At 38.2% G+C, this 19876-nt stretch carries 18 protein-coding genes and 2 tRNA genes; 4 read left to right on the forward strand and 16 right to left on the reverse strand.

The genetic code is table 11. From position 1 onward, the window contains the following. Positions 1–197: 197 nt before the first annotated feature. Both A3H37_05745 and A3H37_05750 read right to left on the reverse strand, forming a co-directional pair. Complete coding sequence (locus A3H37_05745) at positions 198–413, reverse strand: 50S ribosomal protein L31 (GenBank protein ID OGL48575.1); 216 nt, start codon at positions 411–413, stop codon at positions 198–200. Positions 414–532: 119 nt separating this feature from the next. Further along, on the reverse strand, positions 533–1789 hold the full coding sequence (locus A3H37_05750; protein OGL48634.1) for a transcription termination factor Rho: 1257 nt from the start codon (positions 1787–1789) through the stop codon (positions 533–535). 616 nt (positions 1790–2405) lie between these two features. Between A3H37_05750 and A3H37_05755 the strand changes: the two genes are divergently transcribed. From A3H37_05755 to A3H37_05765, 3 genes are all read left to right on the forward strand, one after another. After that, a complete protein-coding gene (locus tag A3H37_05755; protein OGL48576.1) occupies positions 2406–5057 on the forward strand; it encodes an alanine--tRNA ligase in 2652 nt (883 codons plus the stop codon). Positions 5058–5073: 16 nt separating this feature from the next. Next, the gene (locus A3H37_05760) at positions 5074–6048 is read left to right on the forward strand and encodes a hypothetical protein (protein OGL48577.1); all 975 of its coding nucleotides are present in this window, start codon (positions 5074–5076) and stop codon (positions 6046–6048) included. Between the two features lie 291 nt (positions 6049–6339). After that, positions 6340–6459: a desulfoferrodoxin gene (locus A3H37_05765; protein OGL48578.1), complete on the forward strand. Its 120-nt coding sequence runs from the start codon at positions 6340–6342 to the stop codon at positions 6457–6459. A gap of 3 nt (positions 6460–6462) precedes the next feature. Here the strand turns inward: A3H37_05765 and A3H37_05770 are convergent, their stop codons facing one another. The 6 genes from A3H37_05770 to A3H37_05795 form a co-directional block, all read right to left on the reverse strand. Next, positions 6463–7371 carry a tol-pal system protein YbgF gene (locus A3H37_05770; GenBank protein OGL48579.1) on the reverse strand — a complete coding sequence of 303 codons (909 nt, stop codon included), beginning with the start codon at positions 7369–7371 and terminating at the stop codon, positions 6463–6465. A gap of 67 nt (positions 7372–7438) precedes the next feature. Next, positions 7439–8014: a peptidoglycan-associated lipoprotein gene (locus tag A3H37_05775; GenBank protein OGL48635.1), complete on the reverse strand. Its 576-nt coding sequence runs from the start codon at positions 8012–8014 to the stop codon at positions 7439–7441. Between the two features lie 58 nt (positions 8015–8072). Next, the gene (locus A3H37_05780; protein OGL48636.1) at positions 8073–9389 is read right to left on the reverse strand and encodes a Tol-Pal system beta propeller repeat protein TolB; all 1317 of its coding nucleotides are present in this window, start codon (positions 9387–9389) and stop codon (positions 8073–8075) included. Positions 9390–9417: 28 nt separating this feature from the next. Beyond that, on the reverse strand, positions 9418–10266 hold the full coding sequence (locus tag A3H37_05785; GenBank protein ID OGL48580.1) for a hypothetical protein: 849 nt from the start codon (positions 10264–10266) through the stop codon (positions 9418–9420). After that, positions 10244–10681 carry a protein TolR gene (locus tag A3H37_05790; GenBank protein OGL48581.1) on the reverse strand — a complete coding sequence of 146 codons (438 nt, stop codon included), beginning with the start codon at positions 10679–10681 and terminating at the stop codon, positions 10244–10246. Before A3H37_05790 ends, A3H37_05785 begins: the two co-directional genes overlap by 23 nt. 30 nt (positions 10682–10711) lie before the next feature. Next, positions 10712–11410 (reverse strand): protein TolQ, encoded by a 699-nt coding sequence (locus tag A3H37_05795; protein ID OGL48637.1) that lies wholly within the window; start codon positions 11408–11410, stop codon positions 10712–10714. A 207-nt stretch (positions 11411–11617) separates the two neighbouring features. On the opposite strand from A3H37_05795, the gene A3H37_05800 reads away from it, so the two are divergent. Next, positions 11618–13177 carry a sodium:calcium symporter gene (locus A3H37_05800; protein OGL48582.1) on the forward strand — a complete coding sequence of 520 codons (1560 nt, stop codon included), beginning with the start codon at positions 11618–11620 and terminating at the stop codon, positions 13175–13177. A 315-nt stretch (positions 13178–13492) separates the two neighbouring features. Here A3H37_05800 and A3H37_05805 read toward each other — a convergent pair. From A3H37_05805 to A3H37_05840, 8 genes are all read right to left on the reverse strand, one after another. Continuing rightward, a tRNA-Cys gene (locus tag A3H37_05805) sits at positions 13493–13564 on the reverse strand. A gap of 130 nt (positions 13565–13694) precedes the next feature. After that, a tRNA-Gly gene (locus A3H37_05810) sits at positions 13695–13767 on the reverse strand. A 137-nt stretch (positions 13768–13904) separates the two neighbouring features. After that, positions 13905–15281, reverse strand: a complete 1377-nt coding sequence (locus tag A3H37_05815) for a hypothetical protein (GenBank protein OGL48583.1) — start codon at positions 15279–15281, stop codon at positions 13905–13907. 4 nt (positions 15282–15285) lie between these two features. Further along, positions 15286–15942 carry a signal peptidase I gene (locus A3H37_05820; GenBank protein ID OGL48584.1) on the reverse strand — a complete coding sequence of 219 codons (657 nt, stop codon included), beginning with the start codon at positions 15940–15942 and terminating at the stop codon, positions 15286–15288. Between the two features lie 39 nt (positions 15943–15981). Next, positions 15982–16896: a SynChlorMet cassette protein ScmC gene (locus tag A3H37_05825; protein OGL48585.1), complete on the reverse strand. Its 915-nt coding sequence runs from the start codon at positions 16894–16896 to the stop codon at positions 15982–15984. A gap of 312 nt (positions 16897–17208) precedes the next feature. Further along, the gene (locus A3H37_05830; protein ID OGL48638.1) at positions 17209–18324 is read right to left on the reverse strand and encodes a SynChlorMet cassette radical SAM/SPASM protein ScmF; all 1116 of its coding nucleotides are present in this window, start codon (positions 18322–18324) and stop codon (positions 17209–17211) included. A gap of 8 nt (positions 18325–18332) precedes the next feature. After that, on the reverse strand, positions 18333–19463 hold the full coding sequence (locus tag A3H37_05835; protein OGL48586.1) for a SynChlorMet cassette radical SAM/SPASM protein ScmE: 1131 nt from the start codon (positions 19461–19463) through the stop codon (positions 18333–18335). 8 nt (positions 19464–19471) lie between these two features. After that, complete coding sequence (locus A3H37_05840) at positions 19472–19759, reverse strand: SynChlorMet cassette protein ScmD (protein ID OGL48587.1); 288 nt, start codon at positions 19757–19759, stop codon at positions 19472–19474. Positions 19760–19876: the final 117 nt, after the last annotated feature.

Raw genomic sequence — 19876 nt, forward strand, 5'->3', positions numbered from 1 at the left:
TAAACTTTTTCTTGTTTAGGCCATTTCTATTTTGAACATTTATGCTTGTTTAGAATTTAGGATTTTGTAGCCCAAGGCAATATGCCTTTAGCTTAACAGAAGGCTATCCTGCTGTTTGCAGAAACACCATGAGGGCTTCTTTTGCGGATGAATACAGGGAGAAAAAATTACAAAACTTCATTACAGGTAAAAATTTATCAGTTTTTTTCTGCGTCTTTTTTCTTGTATTTTCTCTGAAACCTCTCAACCCTTCCTGCTGTGTCAACAAGCTTCTGCTTTCCTGTGAAAAATGGATGGCAGTTAGAGCAGATTTCTATTCTTAAATCCTTCTTTGTTGACCTTGTTTGAATAACTCCACCGCAGGCACAGCTTATTGTGGTTTCCTTGTATTCCGGGTGAATACCTTTTTTCACTTTCTTCTCCTTCTGCTATTTATACTTTCAAAGATTAGTTTTCTTACTATATTTACAGACCTGGTTTTCTAATTATTATAAATAAAAATTTAAAGCAATATTTTTTTACAGGAAAAATTTTAAGTATTCATTGAGTTTAAAAATTCTTTATTGCTTCTTGTTGCCTTCATCTTTTCTATTAAAAACTCCATCGCATCAACAACTCCCATTGGGTTCAGGAATTTTCTTAAAATCCAAATCTTGTTCAGCTCATCATTTTCCAGAAGAAGTTCTTCTTTCCTTGTTCCTGATCTGCCTATATCAATGGCAGGAAAAACCCTTCTGTCAACAAGCTTCCTGTCCAGGTTAACCTCCATATTCCCTGTTCCTTTAAACTCTTCAAAGATAACTTCATCCATCCTGCTTCCGGTATCTACTAGAGCAGTTGCAATAATTGTAAGGCTTCCTCCCTCCTCAATATTTCTCGCAGCCCCAAAAAATTTCTTTGGGCGCTGCAAGGCATTCGAGTCAACACCGCCTGAGAGTATCTTTCCGCTTGGGGGAACTACTGAGTTGTGAGCCCTTGCAAGCCTTGTTATACTGTCAAGAAGTATCACCACATCCTTTCTGTGCTCTACCAGTCTTTTTGCCTTTTCTATTACCATATCAGCAACCTGAACATGCCTTGAAGGAGGTTCGTCAAATGTAGAGCTGACAACCTCACCTTTAACTGAACGCTGCATATCAGTAACTTCTTCAGGACGTTCATCAATCAGCAAAACTATGAGAATAATCTCAGGATGATTTTGGGTTATGCTGTTAGCAATAGACTGAAGAAGCATTGTTTTGCCTGTTCTTGGAGGAGCAACAATCAACCCTCTCTGCCCTTTGCCTATTGGAGTGAGAAGGTCCATAACACGCATTGAAACGTCCTGATGTCCCGGGTTTTCAACCTCAAGTTTTATCTTTTCCTGTGGGTAAAGGGGTGTGAGATTGTCAAAAAGGGTTTTATCTCTTATTGCCTCAGGGGCTTCAAAGTTGATTGCTTCAACTTTTAAAAGAGCAAAATACCTTTCACCCTCTTTTGGAGGCCTGATCTGTCCTGATACTGTATCTCCTGTCCTGAGACTAAATTTTCTTATCTGTGACGGTGAAACATATATGTCATCCGGTCCCGGAAGGTAATTGTAATCTGCTGATCTTAAAAATCCAAAACCATCAGGCAGTGTTTCTAAAACACCTTCTCCATAAATTAATCCGTTCTTTTCAATCTGGGCCCTTAAAATCTCAAAAATCAGTTCCTGTTTCCGGAAACCGCTTATTCCTGAGATATTAAGGTCTTTAGCATAAGAACTCAGTGAGGCTATGGTCATATTCTTGAGTTTGCGAAGGTCCATGCCATCTTCTTTGCTGTCTCTTCTTATGATTTCTTCCTTAACTACCTTAACCTCTTCTCTGATATCTTCCTTTACTTCTTTGACTTCCTTGCTTTCTCTGCTTTCTTTTTTTGTTTCCCTACTACTTGTTCTTGGCATCTTTGTGTTCCCTCAAAAATGTTTATGTTAGGTTAAAAGCTATTTTAAAAAGAGATGTTTTTGGTTAGAATTTTTCCATTAAATTTTGGATTAATCCCTCTGTATGCTAAAACAGGGATGATTGTCTCATGCAGAAAACCTATATTTACAGAACTTAAAAATATCTTTCACATTACAGATTTTTTAACCACTTCTCTTCACAAGGTAGCATTACCCGAAGGAAAAAAATGAGGTTGTTTATTAAAGATTCTTTTTCCTTATAAAGGATAATCGATTTTTTGTCAATAAAAATTTTATATCCACTAATAATTCTCTGTTTTATATAAAATAATTTTAAAATTTTTAAATAAAATTTTCTAACGCAAATAATTCACTATTAAATCTGCATCTCTCTGTTTTAAGTTGACAACCACAAGCTTTTATTCTATTTTTCTTCGAATTCTTAAGAGATTATAGAAGGAGGTTTCAGTTTTAAAAAATGTTTTTATCTGGAAATGAAATAAGGGCGCTTTTCCTCGATTTCTTTGCAAAAAGGGGTCATAAAATCCTTTCAAGCTCTTCCCTTTTTCCACAAAACGACCCCACGCTTCTTTTCACAAATGCAGGAATGAATCAGTTCAAGGAAATTTTTCTCGGAGAAGAAACAAGAGAGTATAAGAGGGCTGCAACGGTCCAGAAATGTGTAAGGGCAGGTGGCAAGCACAACGACCTTGAGATAGTTGGCAAAACCGCAAGACACCATACATTCTTTGAAATGCTTGGAAATTTTTCTTTCGGAGATTACTTTAAGGAAGCTGCAATAGAGTTTGGATGGGAATTTCTCACCAATACCATCAAGCTTCCAGTAGAATCCCTGTGGGTAACAGTGTTTGAAAATGATGATGAAGCACATAATTTATGGAAAAACAGGATAGGACTCCCTGAAAGCAGAATTGTGCGTCTTGGACAGAAACATAACTTCTGGCAAATGGGTGAAATAGGTCCATGCGGTCCGTGTTCGGAAATAATAATTGACCAGGGACCGGATTTTGGCTGTAAGCGTCAGGAATGCAATATAGAATGCGATTGCGGAAGGTATCTTGAGTTGTGGAACCTCGTTTTTATGCAGTTTAACAGGGATGAAAAAGGAAATCTTTCTCCTCTTCCAAAACCAAGCATTGATACAGGAATGGGGCTTGAAAGAATAACATCAGTGGTTCAGGGTGTAAGCTCCAATTTCGAAACAGACCTGCTAAAACCGCTCATTAACACTACCTCTGAAATTGCAGGAAAAGAATACGGCAGAAACCAGTCAAATGACATTTCAATAAGAGTAATAGCAGACCACGTCCGTGCAATCTCATTTCTGATAAGTGACGGAATTCTTCCATCCAATGACGGGAGGGGATATGTCCTTCGCAGGATTTTAAGAAGGGCTTTGCGCCACGGAAACCTGCTTGGAATAAAAAAACCTTTTATGAGCAGGTTGACAGGTGTTCTGATTGAAATGATGAAAGATGCCTATTCTGAACTTGTTGAAGCAAAGGAACTAATAATCAAGCTCACATTAAATGAAGAAGAAAGATTCAGCAACACCCTTAATTGCGGTGTAAAAATTCTAAATGAACTGATGCTGGAGTTGCAGGAAAAAAATTTAAAATCAATACCCGGCAGAGAGATTTTTAAATTATATGATACCTATGGTTTTCCTGTGGACCTTACTCAGGAAATTGCCTCAGATAGAGGCTTCACAATTGATACTGAAGGATTTACATCTGCAATGGAAGAGCAGAAAAGACTTGCAAGGGAATCCTGGAGCGGCACAGGGGGAAAAAGGGTAAAACCTGCCTACAGACAGATAGCTTCTGAAATAAATCCTGTCCAGTTCATAGGATACGAAGCCCGCTCTTCCAAATCAAAAATTTTAAAAATCCTGAAAAATGATACTCCGGTTGACTCTGTTTCAAAAGGAGAAGAATGTGAAATAATCCTTGACAGGACACCCTTTTACGGAGAATCCGGAGGACAGATTGGAGACACAGGAAAAATAATCGGAAATGGTTCCATTTTTGAGGTTTCAGACACGCAGAAGCCACTTCCGGAAATTATAGTCCACATAGGGAAGCTGATAACAGGAGCTTTAATGACCGGAGACCCGGTTGATACAAAAATCAACTCCGGCAACAGGAAGCAAACCCAGCTCAACCATACAGCAACCCATCTTCTTCATGCTGCCTTAAGGGAAGTCCTTGGAGACCACGTCAAGCAGTCAGGTTCCCTTGTAGAGCCAAGAAGGCTCAGATTTGATTTCACCCATTTTTCCCAGTTGACAGATGATGAGATTAAACGGATTGAAATAATTGTTAATGAAAAAATTCAGGAGAATCGCGAAGTTGAAGTCAGTAATATGAATTTTAAAGACGCAGTAAACTCAGGAGCAATAGCTATATTCAATGAGAAATACGGGGATGTGGTAAGGGTTGTTAAAATCTCTGACTTTAGCAAGGAACTCTGTGGTGGAAGCCATATATTGGCAACAGGAGATATTGGTTTTTTCAAAATTACTCAGGAAAGGTCCATAGCCTCAGGGATAAGGAGGATTGAAGCGATAACAGGAATGGCAGCACTTGAGTACATACAGAAAAAAGAAAAGGAGATAGCAGAAATCTCCAGTTTGCTCAAAGCAAAACCTGATGATATTATCCCTAAAATAAAAAAATTAGCCGAGACAATCAAAGAGTGTGAGCGCCAGATAGAAAAGCTCAGAAATGAAGGAACAAGGGATAATGTAAATGACATAATATCTTCAAATTTAAAAGACTTAGGCGGAATAAAAGTAGTAGCCTCATTAGAAAAAGCAGAATCTATAGATGAACTGCGAAACCTTGGGGACAGGTTAAAAGACAGGTTAAAATCAGGAATAATAGTGCTTGGCGCAGATATAAAAGGTAAAGCATCAATAATAGTTATTGTGAGCAAAGACCTTGCAAAAAAAATTCCCGCTGGAAATATAATAAAAAGAATTGCCAGGATTGTTGGAGGCGAAGGTGGGGGGAAAAACGATTTTGCCCAGGCAGGAGGGAAAGATGTTAAAAATCTTCCTGACGCCATAAACCGCAGCTATGAGATTATTTCTGAAGAGACTAATTAATTTTTTTAAGGAAGTTATGAAAATAATGAGAAAAACCAAATTGTTCATGTTATCCTTTTTTATCCTTCTTATTTCGTTTTCATCAAATGGAGAAATTATTGACCGCATTGTTGCCGTGGTAAATAACGAGTCTCTTGCTTTGAGCGAAATAAAGAGAGAATCTTTCCTTCCCATTGAGGAAATAAAAAACAGGTATTCTCCTGAAAAACAAAAAGAAAAAATAAAAGAAATTAAAAATAAAATCCTTGATGAACTTATAAAACAGAAACTGCAACTTCAAAAAGCCAAAGAGTTGGGAGTTACTGTTTCTGAAGAGAATGTAACATCTGCAATCGAAGAGCAAAAGAAGGCATATTCCCTTACAGATGAACAGTTTGAGGAATCCTTGAAAAAAGAAAGCCTGACACTTTCTGAGTACCGCCAGAGAATAAGAGACCAGATAACAATAATCGCTTTATCAAACCAGGTTGTAAAACCCAAGATATTTTTCACAGCAAAAGAATTCACTGACTACTACAATGAACACCTTGATTTCTTTAAGGTTTCAGGAACAATTCATTTAAGGCAAATCCTTGTCAGAATTCCTGAAGGAAAAACTTCATTTGAAATGCAAAGCCTTGATTCTGAAATTTCTGAAATATTTAATGGAAGGGAAAATGCCGAAGGGCTCTCTTCGCTTTCAGAAAAACTCAGGAATAAAGGAATATCATCTGAATTTATTGATATGGGAGTTTTTAACAAAGAAGACCTTTCTCAGGAATTTGCAGGAACCTTTTCAATGAAAACAGGAAGTTTTACTCTCATAAAAACATCAGGCGCATATCATATTATTGAAATAGCTGATAAAAAAAATGAATCAATAAATCCTTTCGCAGAAGTAAAAGATGAAATAGAAGAAATTCTTTACAGTAAGAAAAAAGATAAAATTTATCAGGATTATTTAAAGGAATTAGAACAATCTGCTTACATAGAAAAAAGAGATATTGACTGACAAAATGAACTGTGGAGTTAATATTTTTACATAGTTTAAAGTTTCAGGTTTTATTAATCTGATAAGAAGAAAAACTTGATTTCTATAACTTGAAACTTTAAAATCAAAACTCGGAACTTAAACTAAAATGGAGATTATAATGGTTGACTGGATAGGAAAAACTCTGGTATGCCACGCATGCGGAATGGAAGTTAAAATTGTTAAACCTAACAATCCAAGCTGGGGTTCAGGCCCGAGTTTAATCTGCTGCGGGGAGGAAATGAAGGTTAAATCCTCATAAGGTAAACACTGATGCAGAATGAAGTTGGAAAATTTTACAAGTGTCTCATTTGCGGAAGAGAAATAGAAATTGTCAAGGCTGGCAAAGGTCCAATCTACTGCTGTGGCCAGCCAATGGTTTTAAAGACATAGTTCTTACTTTATCTGAGCCATTTTATCTGAGGCAATTTTTGCTTCTATTGAATCAGGAAACTCCTTAATTACCTTCTGGAAGCTGTTTTTTGCGTTTTCCTTATTCTCTTTTCCACCAAGCTCAATAAAAGCAATACCCTGTTTCAGATAAGCAGCAGCGACCTTGCTTCCTTTTGGGTATTTCTTTATAACCTCAAAGAATTCAACTATCGCCTCTTCATACTTTTTCTGCGAATAATAACACTCTCCTATCCAGTACTGCGCAGTTCCTGCATTTTTTGAAGAGGAATAAAGCTCCAGATACTCCTTGAATTTCTCCCTTGCCTTTTCATACTCTCCATCAAAAAATTCCTTACAAGCTTCACTATAAAGCACCTCTTCATCTGTTGGCTTCTCTTCCTCAACAGGAACTGTAGTCTCTGAAGATACCTTGTTTTCAGGAGAAGCTGATTCATTTTGTTTGTTCTGCTGAGGCTGTATTGCAGTTGATGTTTCCTTTGAAGGGTTTGTACCAGAAGGAATATAAATCTTTTTTTCAAGCTCTGTAAGGCGGTCTCCAAGAGACTGGATTATAACGGTTAAATTCTTTCTTATCTGCTCAATATCAGGCGAGATTTTTTTGCTTTTAATCTCACTCTCTTCTATTAATCCTTTTATGCTCTGTACTTCAGTGAGCAGGTTTTTCTGGTCGGCTTCCAAATCAGCCTGCTTTCGCTTTAAACCGGAATCAAGTTCTTTTAATTTTTCTTCACTCGTTTTTACTCTCCTGCCAAGTTCCATGTTTTCAGCAGCAACATTATCTCTTAAAGAAATCAGTTCCTTCCTTAGCAGGACTACATCTTCATGGTAAGCACATCCGCTGTATACCATAAGACAAAAAAGCAATAAATTTATTGATAAAAATCCTCTCACCTTATACTCCTCAAAAGTAATAACTTTTTTAAACCAGATTCCCTGTGATATACTTTTACAGAAAAATTCATTTTGTAACTATTTCAAAATGAACCCTGCGGTTTTTTGCCCAGGCAACATCGCTGTGCTCAGGGTCTAAAGGTTTCTCTTCACCATAGCTTATGGTAGAAAGTCTTGACTCGTTTATGCCCAAAGTTACCATATATTCTTTGGCTGCATTTGCTCTTCTTTCGCCAAGGGCTAAATTGTATTCTTCAGTTCCCCTTTCATCGCAGTGACCTTCAATTAAAACCTTGACATCAGAATATTTTGAAAGGATTGAAACATTTTTAGATAATTTCTGCCTTGCAGTATCTGTTAGCATAAACTGATCAAACTCAAAGTTAATATCAAGCATCTCTTCCTGAACCCTTGATGATAGAGCCTCTCCTTTCAATGCTTCCTCATCTAACTTTTCTTCTCCTATTTTTCCTTCTTCAGGCAACCTTCCTTCTCCCTCTTTCGCACCTTGAGCGGAACCTTCTGCAGCGCCTTCACCCTGAGTCTCTTCAGTTGTTTCTGGTTTAATAAGCTGTTTTTTTGCGCATCCGTAAAAAATCAGAAGCGGTGTGATCAGTGCAATAACCCCTGCAATAAAAACCATCCCTTTTAAACCTCTCTTCATTTTCCCTTTCACCTCCTTTTAAAACTATGTCAGAATACTAGTTGTTAACAGCAATAACCGGAGACCATGATGGATTGGATTCATTTCCCTTAGTAATACCTACTAACCTCTGGTTACTCCCGTTTGAATTCATCATATAAATTTTTGCCGTTCCTGTTCTGGTAGAGCTGAATGCTATAAAACGCCCGTCAGGAGACCAACTCGGTGATTCATTGTTTCCTGAATTATTAGTATGCTTTTTCATATCACTTCCGTCAACATTTATTACACAGATATCAAACAAACCGTTCTGCTGGGAAACAAAAGCAATCCTATCTCCCTTTGGAGACCAGCAGGGTGAAGCATTATAATTGCCTTCAAATGTCAATCTTCTCAAACTGCCTCCCTCTGAATCCATAATATAAATCTGAGGCGTTCCTGAACGGCTTGAAGTAAATGCCAGCCACTTTCCGTTAGGTGCCCATGAAGGCGAAACATCAATGGAAAAATTTTCGGTCAGCCTTTTCAGTCCGTCTCCCTCGGGACTCATAGTATAGATATCAGAATTGCCATTAACAGACAATGTAGTGGCTATTCTGTTATTAGCCCTGCACCATGAACCTCCCAGATTTAACCCCTTTCTGACTGAAAGGTTTGTTTCCTTAAATACCGTTAAATCCAGAAGATAAAGCTTTGGGCTGCTTGCTTTGAATGAAGTATAAATCAGCTTTCTCCCATCCGGAGACCAGTTAGGTGTTAAGTTTATAGATTTATTTGACGTCAGCCTGTACAAATTAAAGCCATCATAGTCCATCAGATATATCTCTTTATTACCTGTCTGGTTTGAAACAAATGCTATTTTTGTATCAAACACACCTTCTGTTCCTGAGAGTTTCAGCAGAATCTCATTTGCAAACTTGTGCGCCATTTTTCTTAAATCACCTGTTTTCCCTTTATATCTTTTTCCTGTTACAAACTGTCCCTGAGTTATATCAAAAAGCCGCATCTCGACTGATAAAGAATCTTCTTTTTGAATGATTGCACCCTTTATCAAAAGTTCAGCCCCTGTAAATGCCCATTTTTTAAAATCAATCTCCTGTCCTGTGATTCCCTCCTCATCATACTGAGGCGGAATTTTTTTTGCATCAACTATTGAAAAAAACCCTGAAAAATCAAGGTCTGCTGAGAGTGTGTCTCTTACTACATTTCCTGATTTTTTTTCATCCTGCAGGTTGCTCAGGCTTTTCAACTCGCAGATTGCTATTGGAAATTTTTTCATAGACGGAGCATTTATATCTATATAAACTTTAGACCATATTCTGGTATCTGTAAGTAAAAAGGAAAAAATAATGACCAAAACCAAAATCTGTGTAATCTTTTTTCTAATCTGTGTAATCATAAAGTTACTGCTCAGATGGCAAAAACCTGATTCCAAGCTCAAAATATTCCTCGCCATATCCCTCAGGAACAGGAGGCAGGGGATTGGATTTTGCAATTGCTCTCAAAGCTGACTGGTCAAAATAAGTATTTCCTGAAGACTTCTCAGTCCACACCTTAACAATCTCGCCATCTCTTTTTATTCTTATGGCAATTATGGCTTCAGGTTTTTTATCTGCTGAAGCCGTATTCTCAGGCACAACCCATGAATCTTTTATTTTTGACCATATTATGCTATAATATATCTGAAACCTCAAATCTGTTGTTTTGCCTGAGGATACTCCCTGTCCCGGCAATGAATAACCTACTCCTGCCCCTTCTGCTCCGGGCACTGAACCCGTCTTCACATCTCCCTTTTTTGCCAGAAGCCCCTGTTTTATTTTCTCCACAGCCTTCTCCATTGCCTTATCAGCTTTTTCATCATAACCAGAGACAGCAGTTATTTCTTTTTTTATTTCATGTTTTTCTTCTGCCTTCTTTTTCTCCTTCTTTTTATCTTTTTTATTTTCATTCTTGTAAGCCATTTTCCTTGCGGAACGGCTTTCTTCAGTCTTTACCTCTTTTTTCAGAACAGGGTTTGGAGATTTAATTTCCTGTACAAGGCTTCCTGGTAAACCAGAAGCAGGTTCTGTTCTGGGAAGGCTCACAATATCCACTGAAATGACCTGAGAACTGCTTATTTCGATTTTTCTGAAATCAGGTATGTACATCAAAACGCTTATAAAAACCAAGTGAATTAACAGGGATATGAGCAATCCCTTGAATTCATATTGGATTGCATAACCCCCAAAGCTATTTTCCGCTAAATGTGTCAACCACTTTTTCCTCTTCTTCTGTAATCATACCGAGTCTTTCAACACCTGCTTTTTTGGCTTCAGCCATAACCTTAATCACAAAACCGTAGGGAATCTTCTGGTCTGCCCTCAGATAAAGATCCTTGCTTCCCCTTTTCTGAATCAATTCCCTCAGCTTGCCGCCAAGACTATCAATGCCTATCAATTGTTTGTTCAGGAATATCTTGTTACCCTCTCCAATCGTCAAGACGAGCTCTTCTTCTTTGACTTCAACCTGTTTTGCTTCAGCCTTTGGAAGGTTGACATCTATCCCCTGAAGCATCATTGGAGCAGTTACCATGAATATAATCAGAAGCACAAGCATTACATCAACAAGAGGAGTTACATTTATATCAGAAAGTGCGGTCAGTTCTTTCCTTCCTGTATCTATCTGCAAATTCTTCTCCTTTCCCCTAAGTATTAAGATTTATTTCTGCAAGTGGAAATATTGTCTCTTTACGATATTTAAAAATTCTGAAGAAAAATTATCCATCTCGTTTGCCAGAGACTTAACCCTGCTTACAAAATAATTATACGCAACGACAGCAGGTATTGCAGCTGCAAGTCCTGCTGCTGTTGCTATCAGCGCTTCTGATATTCCAGGAGCAACTACAGCAAGAGAGGCTGAGCCTTTCAATCCTATTCCCCTGAAAGAATCCATTATTCCCCATACAGTCCCGAAAAGCCCTATGAAGGGAGCTGTGCTTCCTGTTGTTGCTAAAAACGAAATTGTTCTCTCCAGTTTTGCAATCTGAGACATCACTGCATTCCTCAAGGCTCTGTGCACATTATCAATGCTGTCTATTTCAGTTCCAATAGTATCAACGTCAAATGGAACTCTTTCAGGATTTTTTCCTGCCTTTGCTTTTTTAATTTTTATAATTTCCTGATACCCTGCATGAAAAACCTGCGCAAGGGGGCTGTTCTTGTACTGCAATATATTTTCATCTATTGAGGACATATCTTTATTCTTCCAGAAATATTCGAGAAAATCATCAGACTCACTTTTGGCTTTGCGCACAAGTTTGAATTTTGAAAAAATAATTCCCCACGAAAGAACAGAAAAACTCAAGAGCAGTAAAAGCACACCCTTAACCACTAACCCTGCGTGCAGCACTAACCCCAATATTGTACTCTGAGAACTGCTGGCTAAATCAATTATATCCATTGTTTAAACAACCTTTCAGGTAAAATTAATTTCTCGTATCTATCGCTCTGAACACTGCGACAATTTCCAATATTATTATGAAAAAAAAACATCAAAGTCAATATATTAATTTTTTTTGTTTGCAAACTATATCTGCTTTTGTTACATAAATTTATTTAATATACCATGAGTAACAATCATCGCGAACAATGGGCATCCCGTTTTGGACTCGTTCTTGCAATGGCAGGCAATGCCATAGGGCTTGGAAACTTCCTTCGCTTTCCTGTTCAGGCAGCGTCAAATGGCGGCGGGGCTTTTATGATACCATATTTCATTGCCCTCATCCTGCTGGGTATTCCTTTAATGTGGATAGAATGGTCAATGGGTCGCTATGGAGGCATCAGAGGTCACGGAACAACGCCAGGAATCTTCAACGCCATGTGGAAACACCCGATTGCAAAATATATTGGCATTCTCGGCATATTCCTTCCTCTGATAGTAACAATCTACTATGTCTATATAGAATCATGGACTCTCGCGTATAGCTTTTTCTCTGTTACAGGTAAATATTTTGGCATAACATCAAGAGAAGGAATGGGAGAATTCTTTGGAGGATTTCTTGGTTCAGGTAAAAGCCAGTATTTCACTGGAATAGCAACAGCTTATATATTCTTTCTTATAACTATAGCTATAAATGTTTTTATTATGTACAGGGGGATTGCTAAGGGAATTGAAACTCTTGCAAAGATTGCAATGCCTGCTCTGTTCCTGTTCGGTATAGTACTGGTAATAAGGGTTTTCACTCTTGGAGTTCCTCACCCTGCCTATCCTGACAGGAATGTATTAAACGGACTCGGATTTATCTGGAATCCTGATTTTAGCCAGTTAAAAAATGGCAGCGTATGGCTTGCCGCTACTGGGCAGATTTTTTTCACCCTGAGCATCGGGTTTGGTGCTATCCAGACCTATGCAAGCTATTTACGGGAAAAGGACGATGTTGCCCTGTCAGGTTTAACCACTTCAGTATTCAATGAGTTTGCAGAAGTAATCCTCGGCGGCTCAATAGCCATACCTGTTGCCTGCGCTTTTTTTGGTATTGCAGCCACACAGGAAATTGCCAAAACAGGAGCTTTCAGCCTCGGCTTTCAGTCAATGCCAATAATCTTTCAGATGTTTCCATTTGGGCAGCTTTTTGGAACACTATGGTTCCTGCTTCTTTTTTTTGCAGGAATAACCTCATCTGTAGCAATATCAATGCCTGCAGTTGCTTTCTTGGAAGATGAATTTAAGTTAACAAAACCCAAAGCAGTACTGCTGGTATGGACAATCGTATTCATTTGTGTCCAGCCGGTTATCTTTGGCAAAGGTTTTCTTGATGAATTGGATTTCTGGGCAGGAACCTTTGGCCTTGCCTTTTTTGCTCTTCTTGAAGTCGTCATTTTTGCATGGATATTTAAGATGGATAAAGGATGGGAAGAAATCCATATAGGTGCAGACATAAAAATACCAAAGGTTTTTTACTACATCATCAAATACATTACCCCGGTTTATTTACTCATATTGCTTGGTGCGTGGACATGGCAACAGGGAATCTCAGTTATTATGATGGAAGGAGTAAAGCCTGAGGAAATAATATGGAAATGGGGCGCAAGGTTGTTAATGGTCGGAATTATATTAGCGCTGATAATCTGTGTCAGAATAGCTTGGAAAAACAAAACTGTTTCAGATGAGGTCAGTCCCGAATGACTTTAAGCGGTTGGATTTTTATGATTATCTCGTGGGGAGTATTAATATTCCTGTTTGTTTTCTGCTTTACAAAACTTTTTACTATTAAAAAATAGAAGATATCAAAACCTGACAGTCTGCTAAAACCTATTCCTTATCTTCTATATAACCGCTCCCTCCGCAAGCTTCACACTCCTCTGTCTCAATAGGAACTCTTTCATTCTCTCCCTTTACCCATTCTTCAGCAGCAAAATCTTCAATTCTTGAGACATAACCTGTCCCATTACATTTCTTGCATTTTTTCTTTTTATCCTTGGACATATTTTAACCCTCTCAAGGCGGCGCCCGGATTTGAACCGGGGAATAACGGTTTTGCAGACCGTCGCCTTACCACTTGGCTACGCCGCCGGAAAGAAAGTGAATAGTCGATAGTGAATAGGAGTTCGTGAATATCAAAGAATGAAAATAGAATTGGCCACTATCTACTGACTACTATTCACTGTTCACCATTCACTATTCACTATTCACAAAAATAAAGAGCGGGAAACGGGACTCGAACCCGCGACCCCAACCTTGGCAAGGTTGTGCTCTACCAGCTGAGCTATTCCCGCAAAGTAGTTCTTATTTTATAAATCTTTTCTTCTTTGTCAAACAGAAAATAGCAAATGCCTGTTTAGCAGAAGAGAAAAGGAGAGAAATATCAAGTTAAGATATAGAAGAGATAAGAAACCTTTTGCAACCAAAATGGTTAATTGAATTTTTTTGTATTTTTATAATCTGAGGGAATTAACCATGTATCAAGGTTGTAATTATAGAAATCAGTTTTTTTATGGGTTAAGAAGTATAGGAAAAATGAAGCGTAGTGAGTACTTCTACGGTACAATAATAAAATAAGACGGACAAAGTAATAAAAGTAAACACGTTTGGAAGATTCTGGTATTGAATAACGAGATGCCAACTTATTAAAGGGGATAAATATTTCATGGAAAATGTAAGATATTTTTTTCGAGAGACTGATATCAGAATGAAACTTTTTATATATCCTCGGAGCAATAGATTTCTTTTTCTCATGACAGAGAATACGATTTTGTGCATCTAATAATATTTTTCCGCTGAATGGTTTGGGTTTAAGGTTATCAAATAATTTGTTTGGTATTTTCAATCCAAGAATCTCCTTGCAGAGATAAAGCATAAGATAAAGATATTTTCCAACGCCCCACTCACAGGCACGAGATTGAAGCTGATTCCAATCAATCCCTGAAGAGTAATGATTAATAATTGTTGCAATGTCGCAGCAAGGTCTTAGACCATGATTTTTGAATTTTTCATTATGAGAAATATGTAAAGATAGATGTAGCAGCAAATCTTCAGGAGAAAGTACCAGCATGTCTGTTCCATTGGTTTTTACTCTTTTTGCTCTTTTCCATATTTCTTCTATGGCTATATCAAATGGACTATTCTGATCTGCAATTGTCCAGTGTATCTCTAAATGTTTTATACCTTTTGAATTACTGAAAGGGTGCGAATGGTGGTGAATTTTTTTATACTGTCTGATAAGGTCAGTTTGTTTTAAAACATCCTGGTCTATTCCGAAGTAAGAATAAACTTTTTGATTCAACTGCGAGTATTTAAACCCATTTTGAAGCAGTAACTTTTCAGCTTTGTCTAAATCTTCTTTTTTTATCAAGATATCTATATCACCCATAGGTCTAAGACCAATACCTTTATACACAAATTGGGCAAGATGGCTTCCCTTGAGAAGGATAACCTTTATCTCCGCTGCGTGGAGAATTTCTATTACTTTGAATAAATTTTTAAAATTTGTTTCATTGACAATGCATGCTTTTAGATAGGCTAATTTAATTTGCTGTAGAAAATTGTCTGGAATGCCTGAATGTTGCAGAAGTGAAGGTTTTTCTTTAATGATTTTGTACAATAAAGAGGCTGTTTTCCAGCATATTGATTTTTCATAAACCACATTCCAGTCAATATTTGAAAAGTTAAAATTCACAAAATCGTCGTCATTTTCGCCACTGAATTCTGAGCGAAGGCAGTTAATGATAAATTGTTCTTCAGGCAGTAGTTTCAGATTATTGGTTGGTTCTACGCTAAAGAATTTTTGCATTTGTCTAATCTGTGAAAGGCTTTGGGAGGCTTGTTTCATCTAAGAACAGCCGGAAAGGTCGCTTTATCTGCCATCGATTCTTTCCTGGCTTAAGCCTGCCAATTATATGCTTTCCCATTAGTAATTGCAGTTCTTTTCCAGTAGGGCGGCCAAAACAAAGAACCCGTGCTTTCATCCGGGTGGGTATAAAGCACCTTAAAAGGCCTGATCGGGCTAACCAGCGATAGATAGGGCGTAGAAATGTTAGGATTTTTAAGTTTACCATATGAGTTGCTTTAATTGTGAGAAGAAATAATCGTCCTGTCATTCCCCCGTATATGCGCAACTGCGTGCTTCCCCTTTTAGCATATACTACTTTTCCGACTATACTGTCAGAGGTAAGGATGTATGAATCAATATTACTGTTGTTATCCCCCTGCGTTGTAATTCCTTGTGAGTTTACAGAGATTACTCTGTGAGCAGATTTTCTATCACTTCCTGGAGGAAGGAAAACAATTATATCTCCCCGCCGGATTCTTTTACCATTGTAGGACATGACTTGAAGTATATCCAGAGTCTTAAGAGTAGGATTCATGGACGTACCTGTGTAGATTATAGTTTTCAGAGAATCATTAGGAAACTTTGAAATCATTGGGATGATATATTTTGATTTCTTTTCCATATTATTTATTTGTCCATGTTAGCTGTCTCTGCCAATTCTTCATAAAACTTTTTCCATCTCATCCCAGAATTGACCTGCGAGGCTAAATCGGAGGACGAATGATGGGATTGCTTTAGAAAGTTCACACGCATTGTCAAAAATCTTTTTTTTAAGTACCATTTTTTCTTCAGGAACAAGATTTTCCAGACTTTTGCGATATATTGCTATAGCTGATTGATTAATCAATATAGCAGCTTGTCCATGTCCTATCGGTATAGCTTCGTCCTTCTCTGCCTGTTCTAAGAAAAAAAATGCTTTTAGCGGGACATGATGTTGGACATTCCACGTCCGCTTGCTAACATCCACGATGTATTCACTCCATGAGGGGATAGGATGTGCCATGTATTGTTTTTGTTTATCGCTCACAATGAGTGTTTCATCATCGCACAAGGCACGCCAATGAAGTGGAAGACGCCTACAACAGGTTGATTTCCCGGTTTTTGATGGAGCCGATAACACTATACCATTTCCCTTCCATTCAAGAAGTGCTCCGTGTAGGGGAAGTCCTCCAGAATCTTGTGCGCGGTGATATATAGGATGGAGTGTATACCACATTCCCATTATATTTCCATTAAATGTTGCCTTATTTTGTAATTTGCAGACCACATCCTTCACTGCGTCATTATACCAGATTCTAATATATTTTACCTGTCGGCTCTTCCACCCTTTCCTTGGAAGTTTTAACATTAAATCCTTATCAACACTGCACATTTCCTGTATGTTCTTACTTTTGTCGCAATCATCTAATACAACTATCAGGTTAGTACCTTCTTTTAGTTCATAAGGTTGAAGTCCCATTGCCTTTGCCCAGCTACTTGCCAATTCCCTTGAATTTTCATTGCTTTTGATGTTCCATTGCTGGCCATCGGCTAAGACAAGGCTATACACATAGCCAGAATTATCTGACTTTTTCAAATTTCTTCTCCTTATATCAATCTACATTATGCCTTATCCACCAGTCAAATGTCCGTCATCATAACCAATATTACAAGTTCCGGCATTTCCTCCCTCAGTACACACATCGCCACCTGCAGTTTCTATTTTTTCATCATTTGGTGATTTTGGCTCGGGGTTTTTTAGATTTAGTGATTTTAATTCAGGTTTTTCGTACTTCATATTTCCTCCTTTCTTAATGAGATTGTTTGCAAATATTTTTTCTGATTTTTAAATTAACCATAAAATTAGCCTTCCTAAAAATACTATCCTATGTCATTTTGCTTTACCTCCTTATAAAGTTGTTGGACGAGTACGTGTCTCAGGGAAAAGTTCCTTTTTTTGAGCCTCGTCGCAGTACCAGAAAGGTGCCCAGAAATTCTTACTCAGGTAATAATTCTGGGCAACACAGTTTCCAAAGCATTGACCCTTCATAAGACATTCACCACAAATACCTTCAAAACGGTTTGGTAGCCCCTCCCTGAGTTCCAGAAGTACAGGTGCACTATTCCAAATATCTTTCAGGGATTCCGAGCTTGCATGTCCAAAAACGAGCTCAGGGACAGTCTGTCCAATGCCACACAGGGCATATGAGCCATTTGCCAGAACACCAAGAATTCCCAGTATCCCGCATACTCCACAACCATCCCCATTATTGCCAAACATTTTGCTAAGCGGTCTAAAAGCCAGCGGGTGGCTATAGTGAAGACGCAAATCTGTTGAAGATGAAAGGGTATTTCCCACCCACTGCCCAAGATATACAAGCTCCTCAATAGTCAGAGTTTCTCCTGCCTTGCGCATCTTCTCTCCCCTTGCAGTAGGCTGTACAATATTGAACTTGACTGAACCAGCACCCAATGATTCAGCTAAACGTACAATAGCCTTCATCTGGTCTTTGTTAAGGTGCATGATTGTCATGATTATCTGAGGTTTGAAGCCAGCTTTTACAAGATTCCTTATGCCATCCAATGCAGACTTAAAACAACCAGTTACACCTCGTATCCTTTCATGGGTTTCAGCATCAGCGCCATCAAGACTTACTGAAACAAAGGGTTTTTTACAGGATGCCATCTCTTGAGCTAATTCAGGTGTGCATAGAACACCATTGGTTTCTACGGTAAGGCGAATATCTTGAGTTCGAATCAGTTCCAGGATTTCATGGATATTTGGATGCAGAAGGGGTTCACCGCCAGTTAACTTGACACTGGAAAGCCCCATGGGTTTTGACTGTTCAAGTATTGATCTAAAGAGGTCTAAATCAAGTGCAGGATAAGAGTAGTTGCCATTTTGGTATTTAGGTTCAATCCAGCAATGATGGCAGTAAAGGTTGCATCCTTCTGTCAGATAAAAATAGATCTGATTCAATCTATATCTTGGTTTTTTAATTTTTTCTGTTTCTTCTTTAGTCATAGTAGGTTTTAGCATATATTATTTGATGTAATTAATAATTTCACATCCGGAAGTTTTCCTCCCTCTTTGAGAAATCGCCTGAGGCAGGCATCAGGGCTTGGATGATTCTCATTACCAGAGAGTGTAAAAGCCAGAGCAGGGCAGTTACCAGTGCAATAGTTAATATAATCACACCCCTTGCAGAATTCAAAATCACTCAATGGAATATTGCATCGTTCTCTTATTCTTTTAAGTTCGGGATGATTGTGCCAGACTTCTCTGAGTTTATAGTTGTTGATTTTACCTAACTCAATATGACTCATATGAATACATGGAACCATCATCCCGTCAGCGCGTACTGCTATCTTGTTCATTGGCTGTCCGCCACAAGCTGTCAGATATCCTCGTCCGGGTATTCGTTCTTTCCCATCTTTACGGGAATTTTCCATCATAATCCAATGTTTCCCATCAGCCAGAGGCCCTGCAGATGCATTAATGCGTCCATTGTATTTCTTATTGAGTTTCAAAAGTGTTTCCATTGCCAAGGAACGTTTTTCAGCAGTAAGCTGAACCTGCTCAGCATTCTGACGGCATAGCCCCATATAAGAAGCAGAACTGGTTGAAAAACAAGGAAGCCCAATTTCTTCCAGCAACAGCCTTGCAACTCCTTCAAGGTCTCCGACATTATATCTATGAATTGTAACCCGGACAGAGACAGTGACATGATGTTTCTGGAGGTATCTTATTCCCTCCATTGCTTTGTAAAAACTTCCATTACCCCTGCAGGCGTCATGTGTCATTGGAATTGAACCGTCAATTGAAATCTGCACTCCATTGCAACGTCCGGTTGAAGCCAAGAATGCTGCCGTTTCATCAGTAATCAATGTTCCATTGCTGAGGATGCTAAAGCGCATTCGGTTTTGTACAATTCCATTGATAAGTTCCTTCAAATCTTCCCGACAAAATGGTTCTCCTCCCTGAAGTGTAACATTCATGACAGTGCAATGATTCAATTCCTCAAAGAATTTAAGCCATTTTTCTTTGGGCAAATCTTGACCTACATCACCGGCACTTGTGAAATGGCTACAGTATTTACACCTCAGATTACATCTGTTAGTTATGGCTAAATCAACAGATTGTGGTGTTTTCATTATTTTCATAATTTATATTAACTCTTCTCAGCCTCGTATCCTATTAGCCCATGTTTGACCATATCCTGAATGAACTCTTTGATGTGCTCAGAGGCATCCTCCGGTACGGTTTCACAGCTTTTACGTAGCTCTTTTAGTATGTCTTCAACAGTATGCTTGCCATCAAGACGTTTCCATACAAATACACTTACCGGATTAATGCCGAAGGCATTGCCTGAATCAGGATCAAAAAGAATAGCCCAATCGTCAAACTCTTCTCTAAGGACTACCATAGGATTAGCTATGGGCTTATTGTTGTCTGGCATAGCACTACTTCCTCCTTGCTTTTAAAAAAAAGGATTGTTTGCTATAATACCAAATATTTGGTCTTTAAGTAAATTTAAGTAGTTAATAAAAATTAATATAGACAGAAAAGAAATCTT

The organism is Candidatus Schekmanbacteria bacterium RIFCSPLOWO2_02_FULL_38_14, from assembly GCA_001790855.1.
GTDB lineage: Bacteria > Schekmanbacteria > GWA2-38-11 > GWA2-38-11 > GWA2-38-11 > 2-02-FULL-38-14-A.